15 protein-coding genes are annotated in these 15,716 nt (G+C 65.4%); 4 read left to right on the top strand and 11 right to left on the bottom strand.

Going from position 1 to position 15,716, the window contains the following annotated elements; translation table 11 throughout:
* Positions 1 to 75: 75 nt before the first annotated feature.
* From B6V72_RS00490 to B6V72_RS00470, 5 genes are all read right to left on the bottom strand, one after another.
* Entirely contained in the window at positions 76 to 510 is a 435-nt protein-coding gene (locus tag B6V72_RS00490) for a c-type cytochrome (RefSeq protein WP_088734149.1), read from the bottom strand.
* Positions 510 to 1,880, bottom strand: a complete 1,371-nt coding sequence (locus B6V72_RS00485) for a multicopper oxidase family protein (protein ID WP_088734147.1) — start codon at positions 1,878 to 1,880, stop codon at positions 510 to 512. The genes B6V72_RS00490 and B6V72_RS00485 overlap by 1 nt, the downstream gene beginning before the upstream one ends.
* Before the next feature lies 1 nt (position 1,881).
* Positions 1,882 to 2,313 carry a cytochrome c gene (locus B6V72_RS00480; protein WP_088723389.1) on the bottom strand — a complete coding sequence of 144 codons (432 nt, stop codon included), beginning with the start codon at positions 2,311 to 2,313 and terminating at the stop codon, positions 1,882 to 1,884.
* A gap of 81 nt (positions 2,314 to 2,394) precedes the next feature.
* Entirely contained in the window at positions 2,395 to 2,736 is a 342-nt protein-coding gene (locus B6V72_RS00475) for a hypothetical protein (RefSeq protein ID WP_088734145.1), read from the bottom strand.
* 51 nt (positions 2,737 to 2,787) lie between these two features.
* Complete coding sequence (locus B6V72_RS00470) at positions 2,788 to 3,183, bottom strand: MerR family transcriptional regulator (RefSeq protein WP_075775092.1); 396 nt, start codon at positions 3,181 to 3,183, stop codon at positions 2,788 to 2,790.
* 186 nt (positions 3,184 to 3,369) lie between these two features.
* Between B6V72_RS00470 and B6V72_RS00465 the strand changes: the two genes are divergently transcribed.
* Both B6V72_RS00465 and B6V72_RS00460 read left to right on the top strand, forming a co-directional pair.
* On the top strand, positions 3,370 to 5,823 hold the full coding sequence (locus B6V72_RS00465; RefSeq protein WP_088724452.1) for a heavy metal translocating P-type ATPase: 2,454 nt from the start codon (positions 3,370 to 3,372) through the stop codon (positions 5,821 to 5,823).
* Positions 5,824 to 5,870: 47 nt separating this feature from the next.
* Complete coding sequence (locus B6V72_RS00460) at positions 5,871 to 6,584, top strand: hypothetical protein (RefSeq protein WP_088734143.1); 714 nt, start codon at positions 5,871 to 5,873, stop codon at positions 6,582 to 6,584.
* Positions 6,585 to 6,659: 75 nt separating this feature from the next.
* Here the strand turns inward: B6V72_RS00460 and B6V72_RS00455 are convergent, their stop codons facing one another.
* From B6V72_RS00455 to B6V72_RS00445, 3 genes are read right to left on the bottom strand one after another with little or no spacing between them, the layout of a single operon-like run.
* Complete coding sequence (locus B6V72_RS00455; RefSeq protein ID WP_088718418.1) at positions 6,660 to 8,051, bottom strand: peptidoglycan -binding protein; 1,392 nt, start codon at positions 8,049 to 8,051, stop codon at positions 6,660 to 6,662.
* Between the two features lie 3 nt (positions 8,052 to 8,054).
* On the bottom strand, positions 8,055 to 9,251 hold the full coding sequence (locus B6V72_RS00450; RefSeq protein ID WP_088719347.1) for a biopolymer transporter ExbB: 1,197 nt from the start codon (positions 9,249 to 9,251) through the stop codon (positions 8,055 to 8,057).
* A gap of 59 nt (positions 9,252 to 9,310) precedes the next feature.
* Positions 9,311 to 9,859, bottom strand: a complete 549-nt coding sequence (locus tag B6V72_RS00445) for a gamma-glutamylcyclotransferase (protein WP_240497661.1) — start codon at positions 9,857 to 9,859, stop codon at positions 9,311 to 9,313.
* 47 nt (positions 9,860 to 9,906) lie between these two features.
* Between B6V72_RS00445 and B6V72_RS00440 the strand changes: the two genes are divergently transcribed.
* On the top strand, positions 9,907 to 10,962 hold the full coding sequence (locus B6V72_RS00440) for a DUF2125 domain-containing protein (RefSeq protein WP_088734141.1): 1,056 nt from the start codon (positions 9,907 to 9,909) through the stop codon (positions 10,960 to 10,962).
* A gap of 46 nt (positions 10,963 to 11,008) precedes the next feature.
* On the opposite strand, the gene B6V72_RS00435 is transcribed toward B6V72_RS00440, so the two are convergent.
* From B6V72_RS00435 to rpsD, 3 genes are all read right to left on the bottom strand, one after another.
* Positions 11,009 to 11,935, bottom strand: a complete 927-nt coding sequence (locus B6V72_RS00435; protein WP_088724454.1) for a prephenate/arogenate dehydrogenase family protein — start codon at positions 11,933 to 11,935, stop codon at positions 11,009 to 11,011.
* Positions 11,932 to 13,032, bottom strand: a complete 1,101-nt coding sequence (gene hisC / locus B6V72_RS00430; RefSeq protein ID WP_075775098.1) for a histidinol-phosphate transaminase — start codon at positions 13,030 to 13,032, stop codon at positions 11,932 to 11,934. The genes B6V72_RS00435 and hisC overlap by 4 nt, the downstream gene beginning before the upstream one ends.
* A gap of 382 nt (positions 13,033 to 13,414) precedes the next feature.
* Entirely contained in the window at positions 13,415 to 14,035 is a 621-nt protein-coding gene (gene rpsD / locus B6V72_RS00425) for a 30S ribosomal protein S4 (protein ID WP_075775099.1), read from the bottom strand.
* A gap of 496 nt (positions 14,036 to 14,531) precedes the next feature.
* Here rpsD and B6V72_RS00420 point away from each other — a divergent pair, with 496 nt between their 5' ends.
* Positions 14,532 to 15,713, top strand: a complete 1,182-nt coding sequence (locus B6V72_RS00420) for a substrate-binding domain-containing protein (protein ID WP_075775100.1) — start codon at positions 14,532 to 14,534, stop codon at positions 15,711 to 15,713.
* Positions 15,714 to 15,716 lie beyond the last annotated feature (3 nt).

Genomic DNA, 15,716 nt, shown 5'->3' with positions numbered 1-15,716 from the left:
CTTCAGTCACCGGTCATTCGCCTCTCGCGAATGGCCGGAACCGTTTCAACTCCCGGATCGCGCCGGAGGCGGCCTCTACTGCCCGTCCCGCGCCGCCTGCACCGCCTGCATCCGCTCGGGCCATGTCGAGCGGATGAAGCCGAGGATGTCGAGGATTTCCGCATCGCTCAGCGTTCCGCCGAAACCCGGCATCCCACTCGGGAAATCGGCGACCCCACGCGCGGCCAAAGCTACCGCCCCGCCCTGCTTGACGTAATCGAACAGCAACGCGGTCTCGTGGTGCCACGTGTGGCCGGTGGCATCATGCGGCGGCGCCGGCAGAACCCCATCGGGCCCCGCCTCGCGCCAGTCCGGCTGCCCCTCAAGATCGGCGCCATGACAGCTCGCGCAATGGGTCGCGTAAAGCTGCTTGCCCCGTGCGATATCGCGCCCTTCAAGCGAGCTGGCGCCCGCCGGAGACAGGGCAACGCCCCCTGTGATCGCGAGGCTGAGAAGGAATATCCGCCCCATCACGCCACCTCGATCCAGGACGTCATCCCCGCCGCCGCATGGGCCAGCATGTGACAGTGCAAAAGCCACTTGCCGGGGTTGTCGGCGGTGAAGGCGATCTCGTGGCTGCGCCCCGGGATCGTCAGCACCGTGTCGCGCATCGGGCCGAGGCTTCCATCCTCGCGCAGCTCGCGGAAATGCATTCCGTGCAGGTGCATCGCATGCGGGAAAGCGGTATCGTTGACGAAGCGCAGCCGCACCGGTTCGCCCTGCGACAGCTTCGCGAACGGCGTATCGCCGATTCCGGCCTGACCGGCCAGCGTCCAGAAATTGCCGCTTTGCATCAGGGCCTGCATCCGGTTGCGTGACATTCGGCCCATCGCGCCGCCCTCGATCTTCATCTCCAGCGGACGGGCCTGTGTCAGATCGGGCGGGGCCATGTTCGGATTGGGCGGCAGGGCCGCAGGCGGATCGCGCCGCGTTCGGCTGGCCTCGCCCGAGATCGCGAAGCCGACCTGACGCTGCCATTGCTGATCATTGCCGAGCCGCTCGATCGCGGCCTCGGCGCCATCGCTGGTCACGTCTACGATCAGGTCCACGCGCTGCGCAGGCGCGAGCACCAGTTCCTCGGGAATAGCCTCCGGCGCAGGCAGCGGCATCCCGTCGAGGGCCACCTGCCAGCCCGAAAGCCCGGTCAGGCGCAGCACGAAAATCCGCGCATTGGCGGCATTGATCAGCCGCAGGCGTAACCGTTCATGGCGCTTCGCCGTCAGGGTCAGGGCGTAATGCCCGTTGGTGCCCACTAGATTACCGAAACGCCCGCCATGGCTGAGGTCCATCGGATGGGTGAAATCCGGCTCCAGCTGCGCAGTATCGGGGTCGAGCAGCCAATCGTCGAGCAACAGCACCTCGTCGCGATCGACATCTGGCGCCTCCGGCTCCTCGACGATCAGCGCACCGGAGAGACCCCGCGCGACCTGCTCCATAGACTTGGTATGCGCGTGATACCAATAGGTGCCCGCGTCCGGCACACGGAAATCATAGTCGAAGGTCTGGCCGGGCGGCACGGCGTCCTGCGTCAGCCCGGCCACGCCATCCATCGCATTGTCGATGCGGATGCCGTGCCAATGCACAGAGCTTGGCACGGCGAGCTTGTTGACGAAGCGGCGTTGCAGCCGCACGCCTTGGGCCACCCGAAGCTGCGGCCCGGGCAGCGTGCCGTCATAGGACCAGACCTCGGTCTGCGGATAGCCCTCGGGGGCGATCTGGGCCTTGGCCACCTGTGCGGTGAGCAGCGTCGGGGCGGTGGCCGCCCCTCCTGCACGCGCGGTCAGCGCCGACGCACCCATCCCTGCGAGAACCGCACGGCGGGTCAGTTGGAAGTTCCGCATCTCACTCGATCCCGTTGGCACGCTGCAATTCGCGTACGTAAGCGACGATATTCGCGACATCGCCGCGGGTCAGGCCCTCTTGCGGGGGCATGTTGCCGAAGCGCCAATGATGCGCCCGCACCCCGGTCTGAACGGCGGCCTGGAAGGCCATGTCGCCGTGATGGGAGGGTTCGTAGATCTTGTGTACGAGGGGCGGGCCGAAGCCCATCTTGCCCGTGGCATTCGCGCCATGACAGGCGGCGCATGTCGCATCAAATGCGCGTTTGCCCATCTGGGCCTGCTCGGAGAGCGTGTTCGGCAGGGAGACAGAGACAAGCGGTTCGCCCCGTGCGGGCGCAGCCTCCGCCTCGGTCGCGGTGTCGGGCTGCAGAACGAGCCAGCCGCCCGCAGCGAGGGCCGCGACGACGACGGCAGAAAGTATGTAGCGTTTCATCAGGGTATCCTGTTCGATCATGCGTCCTTTGCACGGACGCGACAGACGAGCCCCCTCGGGGGCCAGCGACGGTGTGATCGATCAGATACGGGGCGGAGGAAGGTCGAGTTGCGGCTCATGCGCCAAGGGTGCGGGCGTCTCCGCAGGACGGAGCGTCATCGACAGGTCGGCGCGGCTCAGAGAGAATTCCGGCGCGTGATCGAGCCCGGCAGAGACCATCATCTGGGCATGGGGACAGGACTGGTCCTGCATCGGTCCCGCATCGTGATGGGTGTCGGGACAGGCCGCACAGTCGCTCATGGCGACCGTGTCCACCGCGTCCATCGCGCGTGCATGTGTCATCGCGGCAGCGGGCGCGCCCAACTGCGACAGACCGATCAAGCAGACCAGTGCGATCATCACGATATGCAGCGCTTTGCGCATGGCTCTCCCGGTTTCTCCCTGCCCTCTATCTGATGGGCTCTGACGCGGCTGTCAATTCCCGCGCAGTCCCATCAGGTCGTCGAGGATCGCGCAATCGGGCGCATCGTCGCCGTGGCATTGCGCGATCAAATGTTCGAGCCGGGACTCCAACGCAGCGAGCGACGCGATCTTCTCGCGCACCGCTTCGAGGTTTTCCTGCGCCAGCGCGCGTACATCGCGGCTGGCCCGTCCCTCATCGGCGCTCAGCGCAAGAAGGCGGCGACATTCCTCGAGCGAGAACCCAAGGTGACGCGCCTGCGCCAGAAGCCGCAGCTGCTCCACGCAGCTTTCCGAGAAATCCCGGTAGCCATTGGCCCGCCGATCCGGCGAAATCAGGCCGATATCCTCGTAATAGCGGATCGTTTTGACCGGCAGCCCGGCCTGCGTCGCGGCGGTTCCGATATTCATGAGCGCGTGCCTCCTGCGACACATATAAACCTTCCAGCGGCTGGAGGCAAAAGTCACGCTCGCGTGAGAAATGCGGGAACGGCGCCACGCGATCGAAGGTTGGCGTGGAAAGATCAATCAGGCTCTTGACCCTCCAGCTACTGGAAGCCCTATCTGATGGGGCGAAGTTGCCGAAAGGATGAACGGATGACACCGCAGCACGCCCATCATACCAAGGAAACCACCGACGCAATCACGCGCGATCCGGTTTGCGGCATGACGGTCGACCCGAATGCCGACAAACCCAGCGCCGAGCATGACGGGCACCTTTACCATTTCTGCTCGCAGGGCTGTCACGACAAGTTCGTGGCCAAACCGAATGACTACATCAAGGCGACCGACCCTGTCTGCGGCATGTCGGTCGAGCGCGCGACGGCGAAGCACATGGCCAAGCTCGATGGCGAGCGATTTTATTTCTGCTCCGAAGGCTGTCAGCACAAGTTCGAGGCCCGGCCCGAGGATTATCTGGGCGCGCGCCCGGCGGCGAAGCCGATGCCCGAGGGCACGCAGTATACCTGCCCGATGCATCCCGAGATCGTGCAGGATCATCCCGGAGATTGCCCGAAATGCGGCATGGCGCTGGAGCCGATGAGCCCCACCGCCGATAGCGGCCCGAACCCCGAGCTTGTCGATTTCCGCCGCAGGCTCTGGATCATGGGGCCGCTGGCGGCGGCGGTCTTCGTGCTGGAGATGGGCGCGCATATCGGGCTGCCCGTCGCGGACTGGATCGGGCCGAAAGCCTTCCTCTGGCTGCAATTCGCGCTGGCGACGCCGGTTCTGTGGTTCGCGCGTCCCTTCTTCGTGCGTGGCTGGAAATCGGTGGTGAACGTCTCGCCAAACATGTGGACGCTGATCGCGCTGGGTACGCTCGCGGCCTACCTGTTTTCGCTCGCGGGCCTTCTGCTGCCGGGAATCTTCCCGGCAGAGATGCTCAACGAACACGGGCTTCCCCCGGTCTATTTCGAAGCCTCGGCGGTGATCCTCGTGCTGGTGCTGATCGGCCAGATCATGGAGCTTTCCGCGCGTGAGAAGACCGGAGATGCGATCCGCGCGCTGATGGACCTCGCGCCGAAAACCGCGCGTCGCGTGGGCGAAAACGGTGACGAGGACGTGCCACTCGATCAGGTACAGACGGGCGACAAGCTGCGCGTGCGCCCGGGCGAGACCGTGCCGGTCGATGGGGTGGTCACGGAAGGCTCCTCCGCCATCGACGAGAGCATGATCACGGGCGAGCCGGTCCCGGTCGAGAAAGCCCAGGGCGATGCGGTCACCGGCGGCACGCTGAACAAGCAGGGCAGCTTCGTGATGGAGGCGCAGGCCGTGGGCTCGGAAACCACGCTCTCACGGATCGTCGAGATGGTCGGCAAGGCGCAACGCTCGCGCGCCCCGATCCAAGGCTTGGCCGATCGCGTGGCGCTTTACTTCGTGCCCGCCGTCGTGGCCTGCGCCATCCTCGCCTTCATCGCATGGCTCGCCTTCGGGCCGACCCCGGCCTTGGGCTATGCGACCGTGGCTGCGGTGTCGGTGCTGATCATCGCCTGCCCCTGCGCGCTGGGTCTCGCCACGCCGATGTCGGTGATGGTGGGCACCGGGCGCGGCGCGAGTGCAGGCGTGCTGATCCGCGATGCCGAGGCGCTGGAACGCTTCGCCAAGGTCGACACGCTCATCGTGGACAAGACCGGCACGCTGACCGAGGGCAAGCCCGCGCTGACCGATGTGATCGCGGACGGGGCCTCGGAGGAAGAGGTCAAATCGCTCGCCGCCGCGCTGGAACGCGGATCGGAGCACCCGCTTGCCGAGGCCATCGTGCAAGGCGCGGAAGGTGCGCCCAAACTCGAGGCCGAAGGCTTCGAGGCGGTGACCGGCAAGGGCGTCACGGGCCGCGTCGACGGCGCGCAGATCGCGCTCGGCAATGCGGCCCTGATGAAGCAGATCGGCGCGGATACCTCCGCCCAGTCCGACACGGTCGAGCGTCTGCAATCGGACGGCAAGACGGCGATGTATCTCGCCCGCGACGGTGCGGTGATCGGCGTGATCGCGGTGGCCGACCGGATCAAGGAGACCACCGCGGACGCCATTCGCGCGCTCCACGACGAGGGGCTGCGGATCGTCATGGCCACCGGCGACAGCGAGGGCACCGCCCGGGCCGTCGCACGCGAGCTGGGCATCGACGAGGTCCATGCCGGGGTCTCGCCCGAGGACAAGGCCGCGCTGGTCGACAAGCTGCGCAAGGACGGCGCCTCCATCGCGATGGCCGGTGACGGGGTAAACGACGCGCCTGCGCTGGCGGCCGCCGATGTCGGCATCGCCATGGGCACCGGCGCGGATGTCGCGGTGGAGAGCGCCGGGCTGACGCTGGTCAAGGGCGACCTGACCGGCATCGTCCGCGCGCGCCGTCTGGCCGAGGGCGTGATGCGCAACATCCGCCAGAACCTGTTCTTCGCCTTCGCCTACAACACCGCGGGTGTGCCGATCGCGGCGGGCGTGCTCTACCCGGTCTTCGGCCTGCTGCTCTCGCCGGTGATCGCGGCGCTCGCGATGAGCTTCTCCTCGGTCTCGGTGATCGGCAACGCGTTGCGGCTGCGGAGGCTGAAGCTGTGACATTCCCGAAGAAAGATGACAGGGTAACGCAAAACTCCGGAGGACTCATGACACGCTTTCTCAGCATTCTCGCCCTCGTGGCGCTGCCCACCGTCAGCTACGCGCACGGGGATGGCAGCGCGGAGGGGGACACGCATGACATGATGTCGGGCGATCACATGATGATGGACGATGCGGAGATGGGTGACCACGCGCATATGGGCGCCGGCGAGGACATGCCCGCCCATGACGACCACATGATGCCGGACGAGGCCCATGCCGACGGGCAGATGCCCATGACCGCGCCCGAGCAGATGCCCGGGATGCAGGCAGCGGGCGCGATTACCGAGCCGGGTCAATCCGCTTTCGCTGCGATCCAGGAGATCGTGGCCCATCTGCTCGCCGATCCCGACACGGATTGGAACCGCGTCGATATCGAGGCGCTGCGCCAGCATCTGATCGACATGAACAATGTCACCCTGCACACCAAGGTCAGCGAGAGCGACATCGAGGGTGGTGCGCGCTTCGAGGCTACCTCGGACGATCCTGCGGTTACCGCCTCCATCCGCGCAATGGTGCCCGCCCATGTCGCGACGATGAACGGTATTCGGGGCTGGGAAATGAGAGCCGAGGAAATCCCCGGCGGCAGCGCGCTCACCGTGACCGGGGCGGATGCGCAGAAAATCCGCGCGCTCGGCTTCATCGGCATCCTGACGGTCGGCGCGCATCATCAGCCGCACCATCTGGCGATGGCGAAAGGCGAGATGACACAGGGGCATTGAGCCCTCTCAGGTGACACGGAACGCGAAAGGCTGCCGAGGCATCGCCCGGCAGCCTTTTCTTTTGTCCCTCGCGCCTCAGCGCTCGGTCAGCTTCAACTCGATCCGGCGGTTCTGGGCGCGCGCCTCGGGCGTGTCGGCGGTGTTCACCGGGTCGAACTGCGCGAACCCGGCAGCGGCGAGCCGATCCGGCGGGAAGCCGAGGCTGTCCACCATGTATTTCACCACCGAAAGCGCGCGTGCCTGACTCAGTTCCCAGTTATCCTTGAACTCGCCCTGTCCCGACAGCGGCGTGTCGTCGGTATGGCCGTCGACGCGGATGATCCACGGGATGTCGCTCGGGATTTCCCCGCGCAGCTGATCGAGCAGCGCCGTGACCTGCTTGATCTGCGCGCGGCCCGCATCCGACAGCGTGGCCGAAGCCGGCGCGAAGAGCACCTCGGAGGAGAAGACGAAGCGGTCGCCTTCCACCTTCACGCCCTGCTTGCCCTTCAGAAGCTGCGACAGCTTGCCGAAGAATTCCGAGCGGTAGTTCTGCAAATCCTTCGCCTTGGCCTCTGCTTCCTTGCGCAGTTTCTCCTGCAGATCGGCACGTTTCTTTTCCTCCGACGCCGCGCGGGCGAGCGCCGCGTTCAGCTGTTGTCCGAGGTTGTCGAGCTGCACCTTGGCCTCGGCATCCTTCTGCTGCGCCTCGTCGAGCACATTCTGAAGCTGCGCAAGCTGGCTGCGCAAAGCCGCGACCTGCTGATTGAGCAGCGCCACCTTCTTCTGCGCGCCCTCCGAGATCGCCTGCTGATCGGCCAGCGCCTTCTGCGCAGTGGCCTTCAGCGCGGCTTGCTTCTCGGCCTCCGAGAGCTGCTTGCCCAGCTGCTTTTCCAGATCGGCCTTCGCGGTCTGCGCGGCGGCGAGCTTGGTCAACGTGTCCTCGGCTTTCTTGCGTGCCTCTTCGAGTTGCAGCGTCATCGCCGCGACCTCGTCGCCCGATTTCGTCAGCTTGTCGCGCAGATCGGCGATGGTTTCCTTGCTCAGCCGGATCTCGTCGGCCTTGGCGCTCGCATCCTGCTGGGCGGCGTTGCGCTCGCCCACGAGTTGCGCGACGCGGGCTTCGAATTCTGTAATCTTCTGTTTCGCATCCGCCAGCGCGGCCTTCCGGTCATCGAGCTGCGAGGTCAGCGTGGCGATCAGCGAATCCTGCTGATCGGCCTTGTCCTTCGCGTTCTCCAGCTCGCCCGTCAGTTGCTGCGTCTTCGTCTGTTGCAGCGACAGCGCCTTGGCGAGGTTCGAGACCTGCTCGTTGAGCTGGATCAGCTCGCCTTCCTTGGTGCTCAGCGTGTCGCGCAGAACCGATTGCACGATCATGAAGATCGACAGCACGAACATCAGGACCAGAAGAAGCGCCGTCATCGCATCGACGAAACCCGGCCAGATGTTGGTCGAGAACCGATTGCCGCCGCGCCGTGCCAGAGCCATAAATTACTCCTCGCGATGCGGTTTGTAGCCGAGGATCGCCCGGGTGAGACCTGCGAAATCATGGCGCAGCTCGGCCATGCTTTCCTGCCGCCCGGCGCTGACTTCCTCGAGCATCCGCATCATCTGCTGATCGATCGAGCGCAGCCGCATCCGGGTCTCCATCAGCGCCTCTGCCTCGGGGGCCCCTTCGGCCGTGCGCTGCGCGAGGTGATCTAGCGCGCCGATCAGCCGCTCCTGCCCCTCCGCCATCTGCTGCAGCGCGCCTTGCTGGCGGTTGCGCGCATCCATCTCCGCCGAGAGCCGTTCCGACAGGTCGTGGATCGCGTTCGACAGATGCGCGATGCGCGCCTCGGTCTGCACGCGTCCGGCATCGGAGCGCACGAACAGCGTCTGGATCTGGTCCATCTGCTCGGACATGTGATCGAGGACGCCCGCCACCATAGAGCTTTCGCCATCGCCCCCTTCAAGCGCGGTGAAGGACAGCCGCGTGATCGAAGAAATCCATTCCTCCAGCTCGCGGTAGAAGCGATTCTGACCGTGGCTCGCGAACAGTTCCAGCAAGCCGATCACCAGCGAGCCCGCAAGACCCAGAAGCGACGAGGAGAACGCCGTGCCCATGCCGCCCAGCTGCGCTTCGAGCCCCGTCATCAGATTGTCGAACACGCCGATCGCGCTCTCGCCTTCCTTCGGTGCGAGCGCGCGGATCGTCTCCACCACGGCAGGGACGGTGGTTGCGAGGCCGTAAAACGTCCCCAGTAGGCCGAGGAAGATCAGCAGCCCCGCGATGTAACGGGTGATGTCGCGCGCCTCGTCGATCCGGGTCGCGACGGATTCGAGGATCGAGCGGCCGGAGGAGGACGACACCGCGCGGCGCGCCTCGCGCGAGCCCAGAAGGGCTGCGAGCGGCGCCAGCATCGACGGCGCGCGCACCTGCGGACGGCCCGGACGATCGGCGGCGAAGCTCTCGATCCAGTTCACCGCCTTGACCAGCTGCACCACCTGCCAGAAGCAGGCGAGGATGCCGAAGACGAAGACCGCGAGGATCACCCCGTTCAGCCAGGGATTGGCGAGGAAAATCGGGAAGATGCGCGAATAGGCGAAGTAGCCTCCCGCAGCGACCAAGCCGAGCACCAGAAGCATCAGGATCACCTGACGCACGGGTTGTGAGAATTGCGGCTCCAGCCGGATCGGCTCTTGCATCATTGCCCCTCTTGCCTGTTTGCGCAGAGCCTAGCGACGGCGCAGCCCTTCGCCAAGGCCTATCGCGACAAGACACGCAGCCGTGCCACCAATGCATCAAGATGGGGGTCGGGAATGCCCAATTCGTGAAGATGCTGGGCAGTATTGAACAGATAATCACGGTTCGGACCGCGCCCGCCGGTGGCAGAGGCGATGATCCGGGCCTGCTCGTCATCGCTGAGGCCACCGCAATATTGGTCGTGATGGCGGTCGATCACGTAGGTCACGGCGCGCACGCTCCGCCCGTCATCCAGATCGACATCAATTTCTCGTTCCAGATAGGCCGCGGTCACCAGCTCGCGCTCGCGCAGGTAGGTCATGACCTCGTCTTCCTGTCCGGGCTTCACCGCGAAGGCGAGCCCCGCGCAGGCGCCCTGCCCCTCGTCGAGCGCCAGCACCAGTCCCGGCGCCTCGGGCGTGCCGCGATGCACCAGCGAGCGCATGCAGAAGCTGCGCTCCCAACCCGGCGCGCGGGCAAGCATCCGTTCGTCGAAATCGAAGCCGGGGTTCCAGATCAGCGAGCCGTAGCCGAAGACCCAGATCCTGTTGTCGTCGCTCTGGTCCTGCATGGGCTCAGGGCTTACATGGGGTTCACCCGTTTTGCAAAGAGGCTACGATGCGCAAACTGATCATTCTGGTGCTGGTCGCGACGCTGGCCTATTGCGGCTACTGGTTCTACGGCGCGCACAAGATCGAGAACGGCGCGCGCGACATGCTCGCACAGGCCCGGCAGGAAGGTTGGGGCGATGCGCAATCGGTCTCGCTGGCGGGCTTCCCCTCGCGCTTCGATCTGACCTTCGACAAGCCGGAACTGAAGGATCGGGGCGGCCTGTGGCGCTGGAGCGCCCCCTTCGCGCAAATCTTCGCGCTGGGATATGAGCCCAACAAGGTGATCGCCTACCTGCCCTCGGGCCAGATGCTGCATCTGGGCGACAAGACCTACCGCCTGACGCAACACGACATGCGCGCCTCGATGACGGTGGGCTATTCGACCGCGCTGCCGCTGGAAAACGCGGTCGCCGTGGTCGCGTCCCCCGCGCTGACGCCCCAGGGGGCCGCCAAGCCGGAGCTTTCGGCCGATCAGCTGCGCCTCGCCATCGCGCGCAAGGACAAGGCGCAGGGCGCGATCGGCGCCTCGGCCCAAGCCGCCGATCTGGTGATGCCCGCCGCCGCCTATCGTCTGGGCGCGGAAGCCAAGAAACTGAAACTGCCGGCCGATCTGCTCGAGCGGATCGACCCGAAGGGCACGCTGCCCGACACGATCACGCGCCTCCATTTCGACGCGCTCATGGGCACGCGGGAGCCGATCGACCAAAGCGCGCTGGAGGCAGGACTGCCGGGTCTGATGACATTCGCGATCTCGGACCTGTCGCTGAGCTGGGGCGATAACGACGTCTCGGTCGAGGGCAACCTGACCGTCGATCCCTCTGGCTATCCAGACGGCACGCTGACGATCCGCTCTGCCTCGTGGCGCAACTGGGTCGGCATCGCGCAGGGCATGGGGCTGATCGGAAAGGACGAGGTGAAACTCGTCACCGGGATAGGCGCAATGCTGGCCGCGAAGAACCCCGACGGCGCGCTGGAAGTGCCGCTGATTTTCAAGGACGGGCAGATGAGCCTCGGTCCGGTGCCGCTGGGCCCCGCACCGCAACTGGTCGCGCAACGGCAGTGAAACACGGGGCGGGCAGTAGGGCGCGGGCCGCCTGCCCGCGCGCGCCTTACGCGTCTTTCTTCGGCGCGCCGCGGCCGAAATCGGGCGCATCCGTATCCTGACCCGCCTCGATGATGCCGCGACGGATCGCGCGCGTGCGCGTGAAATAGTCGTGCAGCATGTCGCCATCGCCCATGCGGATCGCGCGTTGCAGCATGAACAGCTCCTCGGTGAAGCGGCCGAGGATGTCGAGCGTCGCTTCCTTGTTGGTCAGGAAGACGTCGCGCCACATCGTCGGGTCCGAGGCCGCGATCCGGGTGAAATCGCGAAAACCCGTGGCGGAATATTTGATGACTTCCTCGTGGGTTACACGACGAAGATGATCCGCCACGCCCACCATCGTGTAGGCGATCAGGTGCGGCGTGTGCGACACGACCGACAGGACGAGATCATGGTGATCGGGCGCCATCTCGTCGGTATTGGCACCCATCGCCTCGACCAGCGTTTTGAGCCGGGTCAGCGCCTCGGAGTCGGTGCCCTCGATCGGCGTGAACAGCCACCAGCGATTGGCGAACAGCGTGGCAAAGCCCGAGCGCGGGCCGGATTGCTCGGTCCCCGCCAGCGGGTGGCCGGGGATGAAATGCACACCGTCGGGCATGTGCGGGCCGACCGCGTCGATCACCGCGCGCTTGACCGAGCCCACATCGGTGACGGTCGCGCCAGGAGCGAGATGCGCGGCGATCTCTTCGGCGATCTTGTCCATCGCACCGACCGGCACGCAGAGCACAACCAGATCGGCGCCCGCGACCGCCTCGGCGGCGGTCTCGTAGACGGCATCGACCAGCCCGATCTCCAGCGCGGTGTCACGCGTCTCGGCAGAGCGCGCGTGACCGACGATCTCGCCCGCCAGACCCTTTTCACGCATCGCATGCGCCATCGACGAGGCGATCAGGCCGAGCCCGATCAGCGCGACCCGCTGGTAGAGTTGGCTCATCTGGGCACCTCGATCCCGCCTGCCTTGAAGACGCCGATCAGATGCGCGACGCGGCGGCACGAGGGTTCGTCACCCACGGTGATGCGCAGGCAGTTGGGCAGGTTATAGCCGGCGACCCGGCGCACGATGATGCCTTCGGATTTCAGGTAGGTATCACAATCGGCCGCTTCCTGCTCGGAAGCCAGACGCGCAAGGATGAAGTTCGCCGTGGAAGTATCTGACGGAACGCCTTTTTCCGCCAACGCTTCTGCGAGCCACGCGCGCAGGCGCGTATTGTCGTCGCGGCATTTCGTGACCCAGTCCTGATCGCGCACGGCGGCCTCTGCCGTCTCCTGCTGCGCGGTCGAGAGGTTGAACGGACCACGGATACGGTTGAGCACGTCGATCACTTCGCGCGACCCGTAGCCCCAGCCGACGCGCAGCCCGCCGAGACCGTAAATCTTCGAGAAGGTCCGCGTCATGAAGACGTTGGGCAGGCGTGTCGCCAGCTCCGCCCCGCCGTCATAGCCTTCGACATATTCTGCATAAGCGCCGTCGATCACCAGCAGCGCGCCTTTCGGCAGGCCCGCCGCCAGCCGCTCCAGCTCCGCCAGCTGGATCATCGTGCCGGTCGGGTTGTTCGGATTGGCGAGGAAGACGAGCTTGGTCTTCTTGGTGCAGGCGCTCAGGATCGCATCGACATCGGTCGTGCGGTCGCGCTCTTTCACCTCGATCGGCGTGCCGCCCGCGGCCATGGTCGAGATGCGATACATCAGGAAGCCGTGCTCGGTGAAAATCACCTCGTCGCGCGCGCCGACATAGGCCTGGCACAGGAAGTGGATGATCTCGTCCGAGCCCACCCCGCAGATGATCCGGTCGGGATCGAGCTTGTGCACGTCACCGATGGCCGTGCGCAGCTTGCCGTGGTCGGTCGAGGGGTAACGATGCATCGAATGGGCGCATTTCGCGAACGCGTCCTTGGCCTTGTCCGAGGGGCCGAACGGGTTCTCGTTCGAGCTGAGCTTCACGGCATCGGTGCGCCCCGCCACATGGGAGGCGCCGCCCTGATAGAGCTCGATGTCCATAATACCGGGCTGGGGGCGAATATGCGTGGTCATTGTGCACTCCTGAATCGTGGCCCGAGTTCTATCCGCCATGGCGCGACAGGGCTAGTGAGAAGATCACCCGCATAGCAGACGCGGCAGGGATGCAACGGATGTCATAGCACGTCGATGAGAGATGTATTGCCCACGGATGCCGGAGGGCAGCGCCCGACCGCCGGGTGGGCGCGCGTCATTCAGCGGTTGCCCCTTTATCTCACCACATCCGCACGACCTCGCCACGCGCGATGAGGGAAGAGCGCCCGCCCGAGGGGGCGGCCGGGCGCTGCCCGGGCCGCTGCGCGGCTGTTCCGGGCAAAGCCCCCCGCCCATCGCCCAAAAGAAAAAGGCCGCGCCCCGGGGGCACGGCCTTTCCAAATGATCGGCGAAGACTGAGAGATCAGTTCTTCGCGTAGAATTCGACCACGAGATTCGGCTCCATCTGAACCGCGAAGGGCACGTCGGACAGGGCCGGGGTGCGCACAAATTTGGCGGTCAGTTTGTTGTGGTCGGCTTCGATGTAATCCGGAACGTCACGCTCGGGCGACTGAACGGCTTCGAGAACCAGAGCCATCTGCTTGGACTTCTCGCGGACTTCCACCACGTCGCCTTCTTTCAGGCGATAGGAGGGGATGTTCACTTTCTTGCCGTTCACGAGCACGTGGCCGTGGTTCACGAACTGGCGCGCTGCGAAGACGGTCGGGACGAATTTGGCGCGGTAGACCAGCGCGTCGAGGCGGCGCTCGAGCAGACCGATCAGGTTTTCACCGGTGTCGCCCTTCACACGCTCGGCTTCGGCGTAGATGCGGCGGAACTGCTTCTCGGTCAGGTCGCCGTAATGGCCCTTGAGCTTCTGCTTGGCGCGGAGCTGGATGCCGAAGTCGGACAGTTTGCCCTTGCGGCGCTGACCGTGCTGGCCGGGGCCGTATTCACGACGGTTGACGGGCGACTTGGCGCGGCCCCAGATGTTCTCGCCCATGCGGCGGTCGATTTTGTACTTGGCAGACGTGCGTTTGGTCACGGCTGATCTCCTTCTTTAGCGTTTCGAAGGGCGTTGTCCTCCTCCGGGCCTTGCGGCGACCGGCGACAGGTTTCCTCTTGCGAGGTCCACCAACACCAATGAATAACCCCGGCAACTCGCGTTACCGGGATGGCGGGCTTATACATCGGCGCGCGCGGGTGTCAACCACTCCGGGCGAGACGTCCGGGGAACGCGAACGATCCGGCCCGCCAGACTGCCTCTCTGCCCACCTCTCCGCCCACGAGGCGGCCACCTGCCCGCCCCAGCAAATTTCCCATCAGGCTCCCGACGCTGCGTTCCGTCACGGTTTCGTGAGTAAATTTTGGCTTTCGCCCCCTGTTCAGAGCAACAATTCGCTCCATGATGGCGCTAACGGGGCGCGTGCCGGATGCGCGTCCCGGCGTTGTCCTGCCGGAGGTCGGCACGGGCGGCGCGCGGGAGTGAGGCGTTGCCCGCTCCACCGGGAGGAACCCCATCCGGCCTTAGGAGGATTACAATGAAAAACATTCGTCGCTCGACGTGCGGAACCGCCGCGCGTCTCGCCGGAACCAGCGTTCTCGCGCTCGGCCTGATTGCAGGTGCCGCGCAGGCCCAGAACATCACCGCCGACAGCTTCGGCGCCGACTTCTCGGCCATGAGCCAACTCAAGGACATCGCGTCCAAGGGCAAAGGCAAGGTCGGCGTGCTGCTGCCCGACACCGCCAGCTCCGCCCGCTACACCTCTTTCGACGAGCCCTACCTGAAGAAAGCCTTCGAAGCGGCGGGCCTGTCCTCGGACGACCTGATCATCACCAACGCGCAAGGCTCGGAAGCCGACCAGCTCACGCAGGCGCAGACCGATATCAGCCAGGGCGCGACGGTTCTGCTGATCGACCCGATCTCCTCGGGCGGCGGTGCCGCTGTCGAGAAATACGCGAAAGAGCACGGCGTCGCGGTCATCGACTATGACCGGATCACGCTTGGCGGTTCGCGCGACTACTATATCAGCTTCGACAACGAATATGTCGGCGAGCTGATCGGCAAGGGCATGGAACAGTGCCTGAGCGATTGGAACATCGAGAAGCCGAATATCCTCGTGATGGCGGGCTCCCCCGATGACAACAACGCCACGCTGTTCAAGCAGGGCTACATGAAGGTGCTCCAGCCGAAATTCGACGACGGCAGCTACACCAATGCGGGCGAGCCCGCGGGCACCTGGGACCCGTCTGTCGCACGGACCACCTTCGAGCAGCAGTTCACCGCGCATCAGGACATGAACGCCGTCGTCACCCCGAATGACGACAACGCCAACGCGGTCATCTCCTATCTCAAGACGCTGAACGTGCCGGCGAAAGCCTTCCCGACCACCGGTCAGGATGCGACCGTCACCGGCCTGCAGAACGTGCTCACCGGCTACCAGTGCGGCACCGTCTACAAGCCGATCTATCTCGAAGCCCAGGCGGCCGCCGCACTCGCGCTCTACATGCGTGCCGGTGAAAACCCGCCCGACGGCCTCGTCAACGGCAAGGTCAATGACAGCCAGGGCGGCATGGACGTGCCCTCGATCCTGCTCAAGCCGATCTGGGTCACCCCGGAGAACATGGCCGACACCGTCGTGAAAGACGGCTTCGTCGACACCTCCAAGCTCTGTGCGGGCGACGCGGCTGACGCGTGCAAATCCGCTGGCATCGGGAACTGATAG

It is taken from the genome of Thioclava sp. F34-6, assembly GCF_002213235.1.
Taxonomy (GTDB): Bacteria; Pseudomonadota; Alphaproteobacteria; order Rhodobacterales; family Rhodobacteraceae; genus Thioclava; species Thioclava nitratireducens.
Note: the sequence above shows the minus strand (reverse complement) of the source record. Positions and strands in the feature narration are given on the sequence as shown.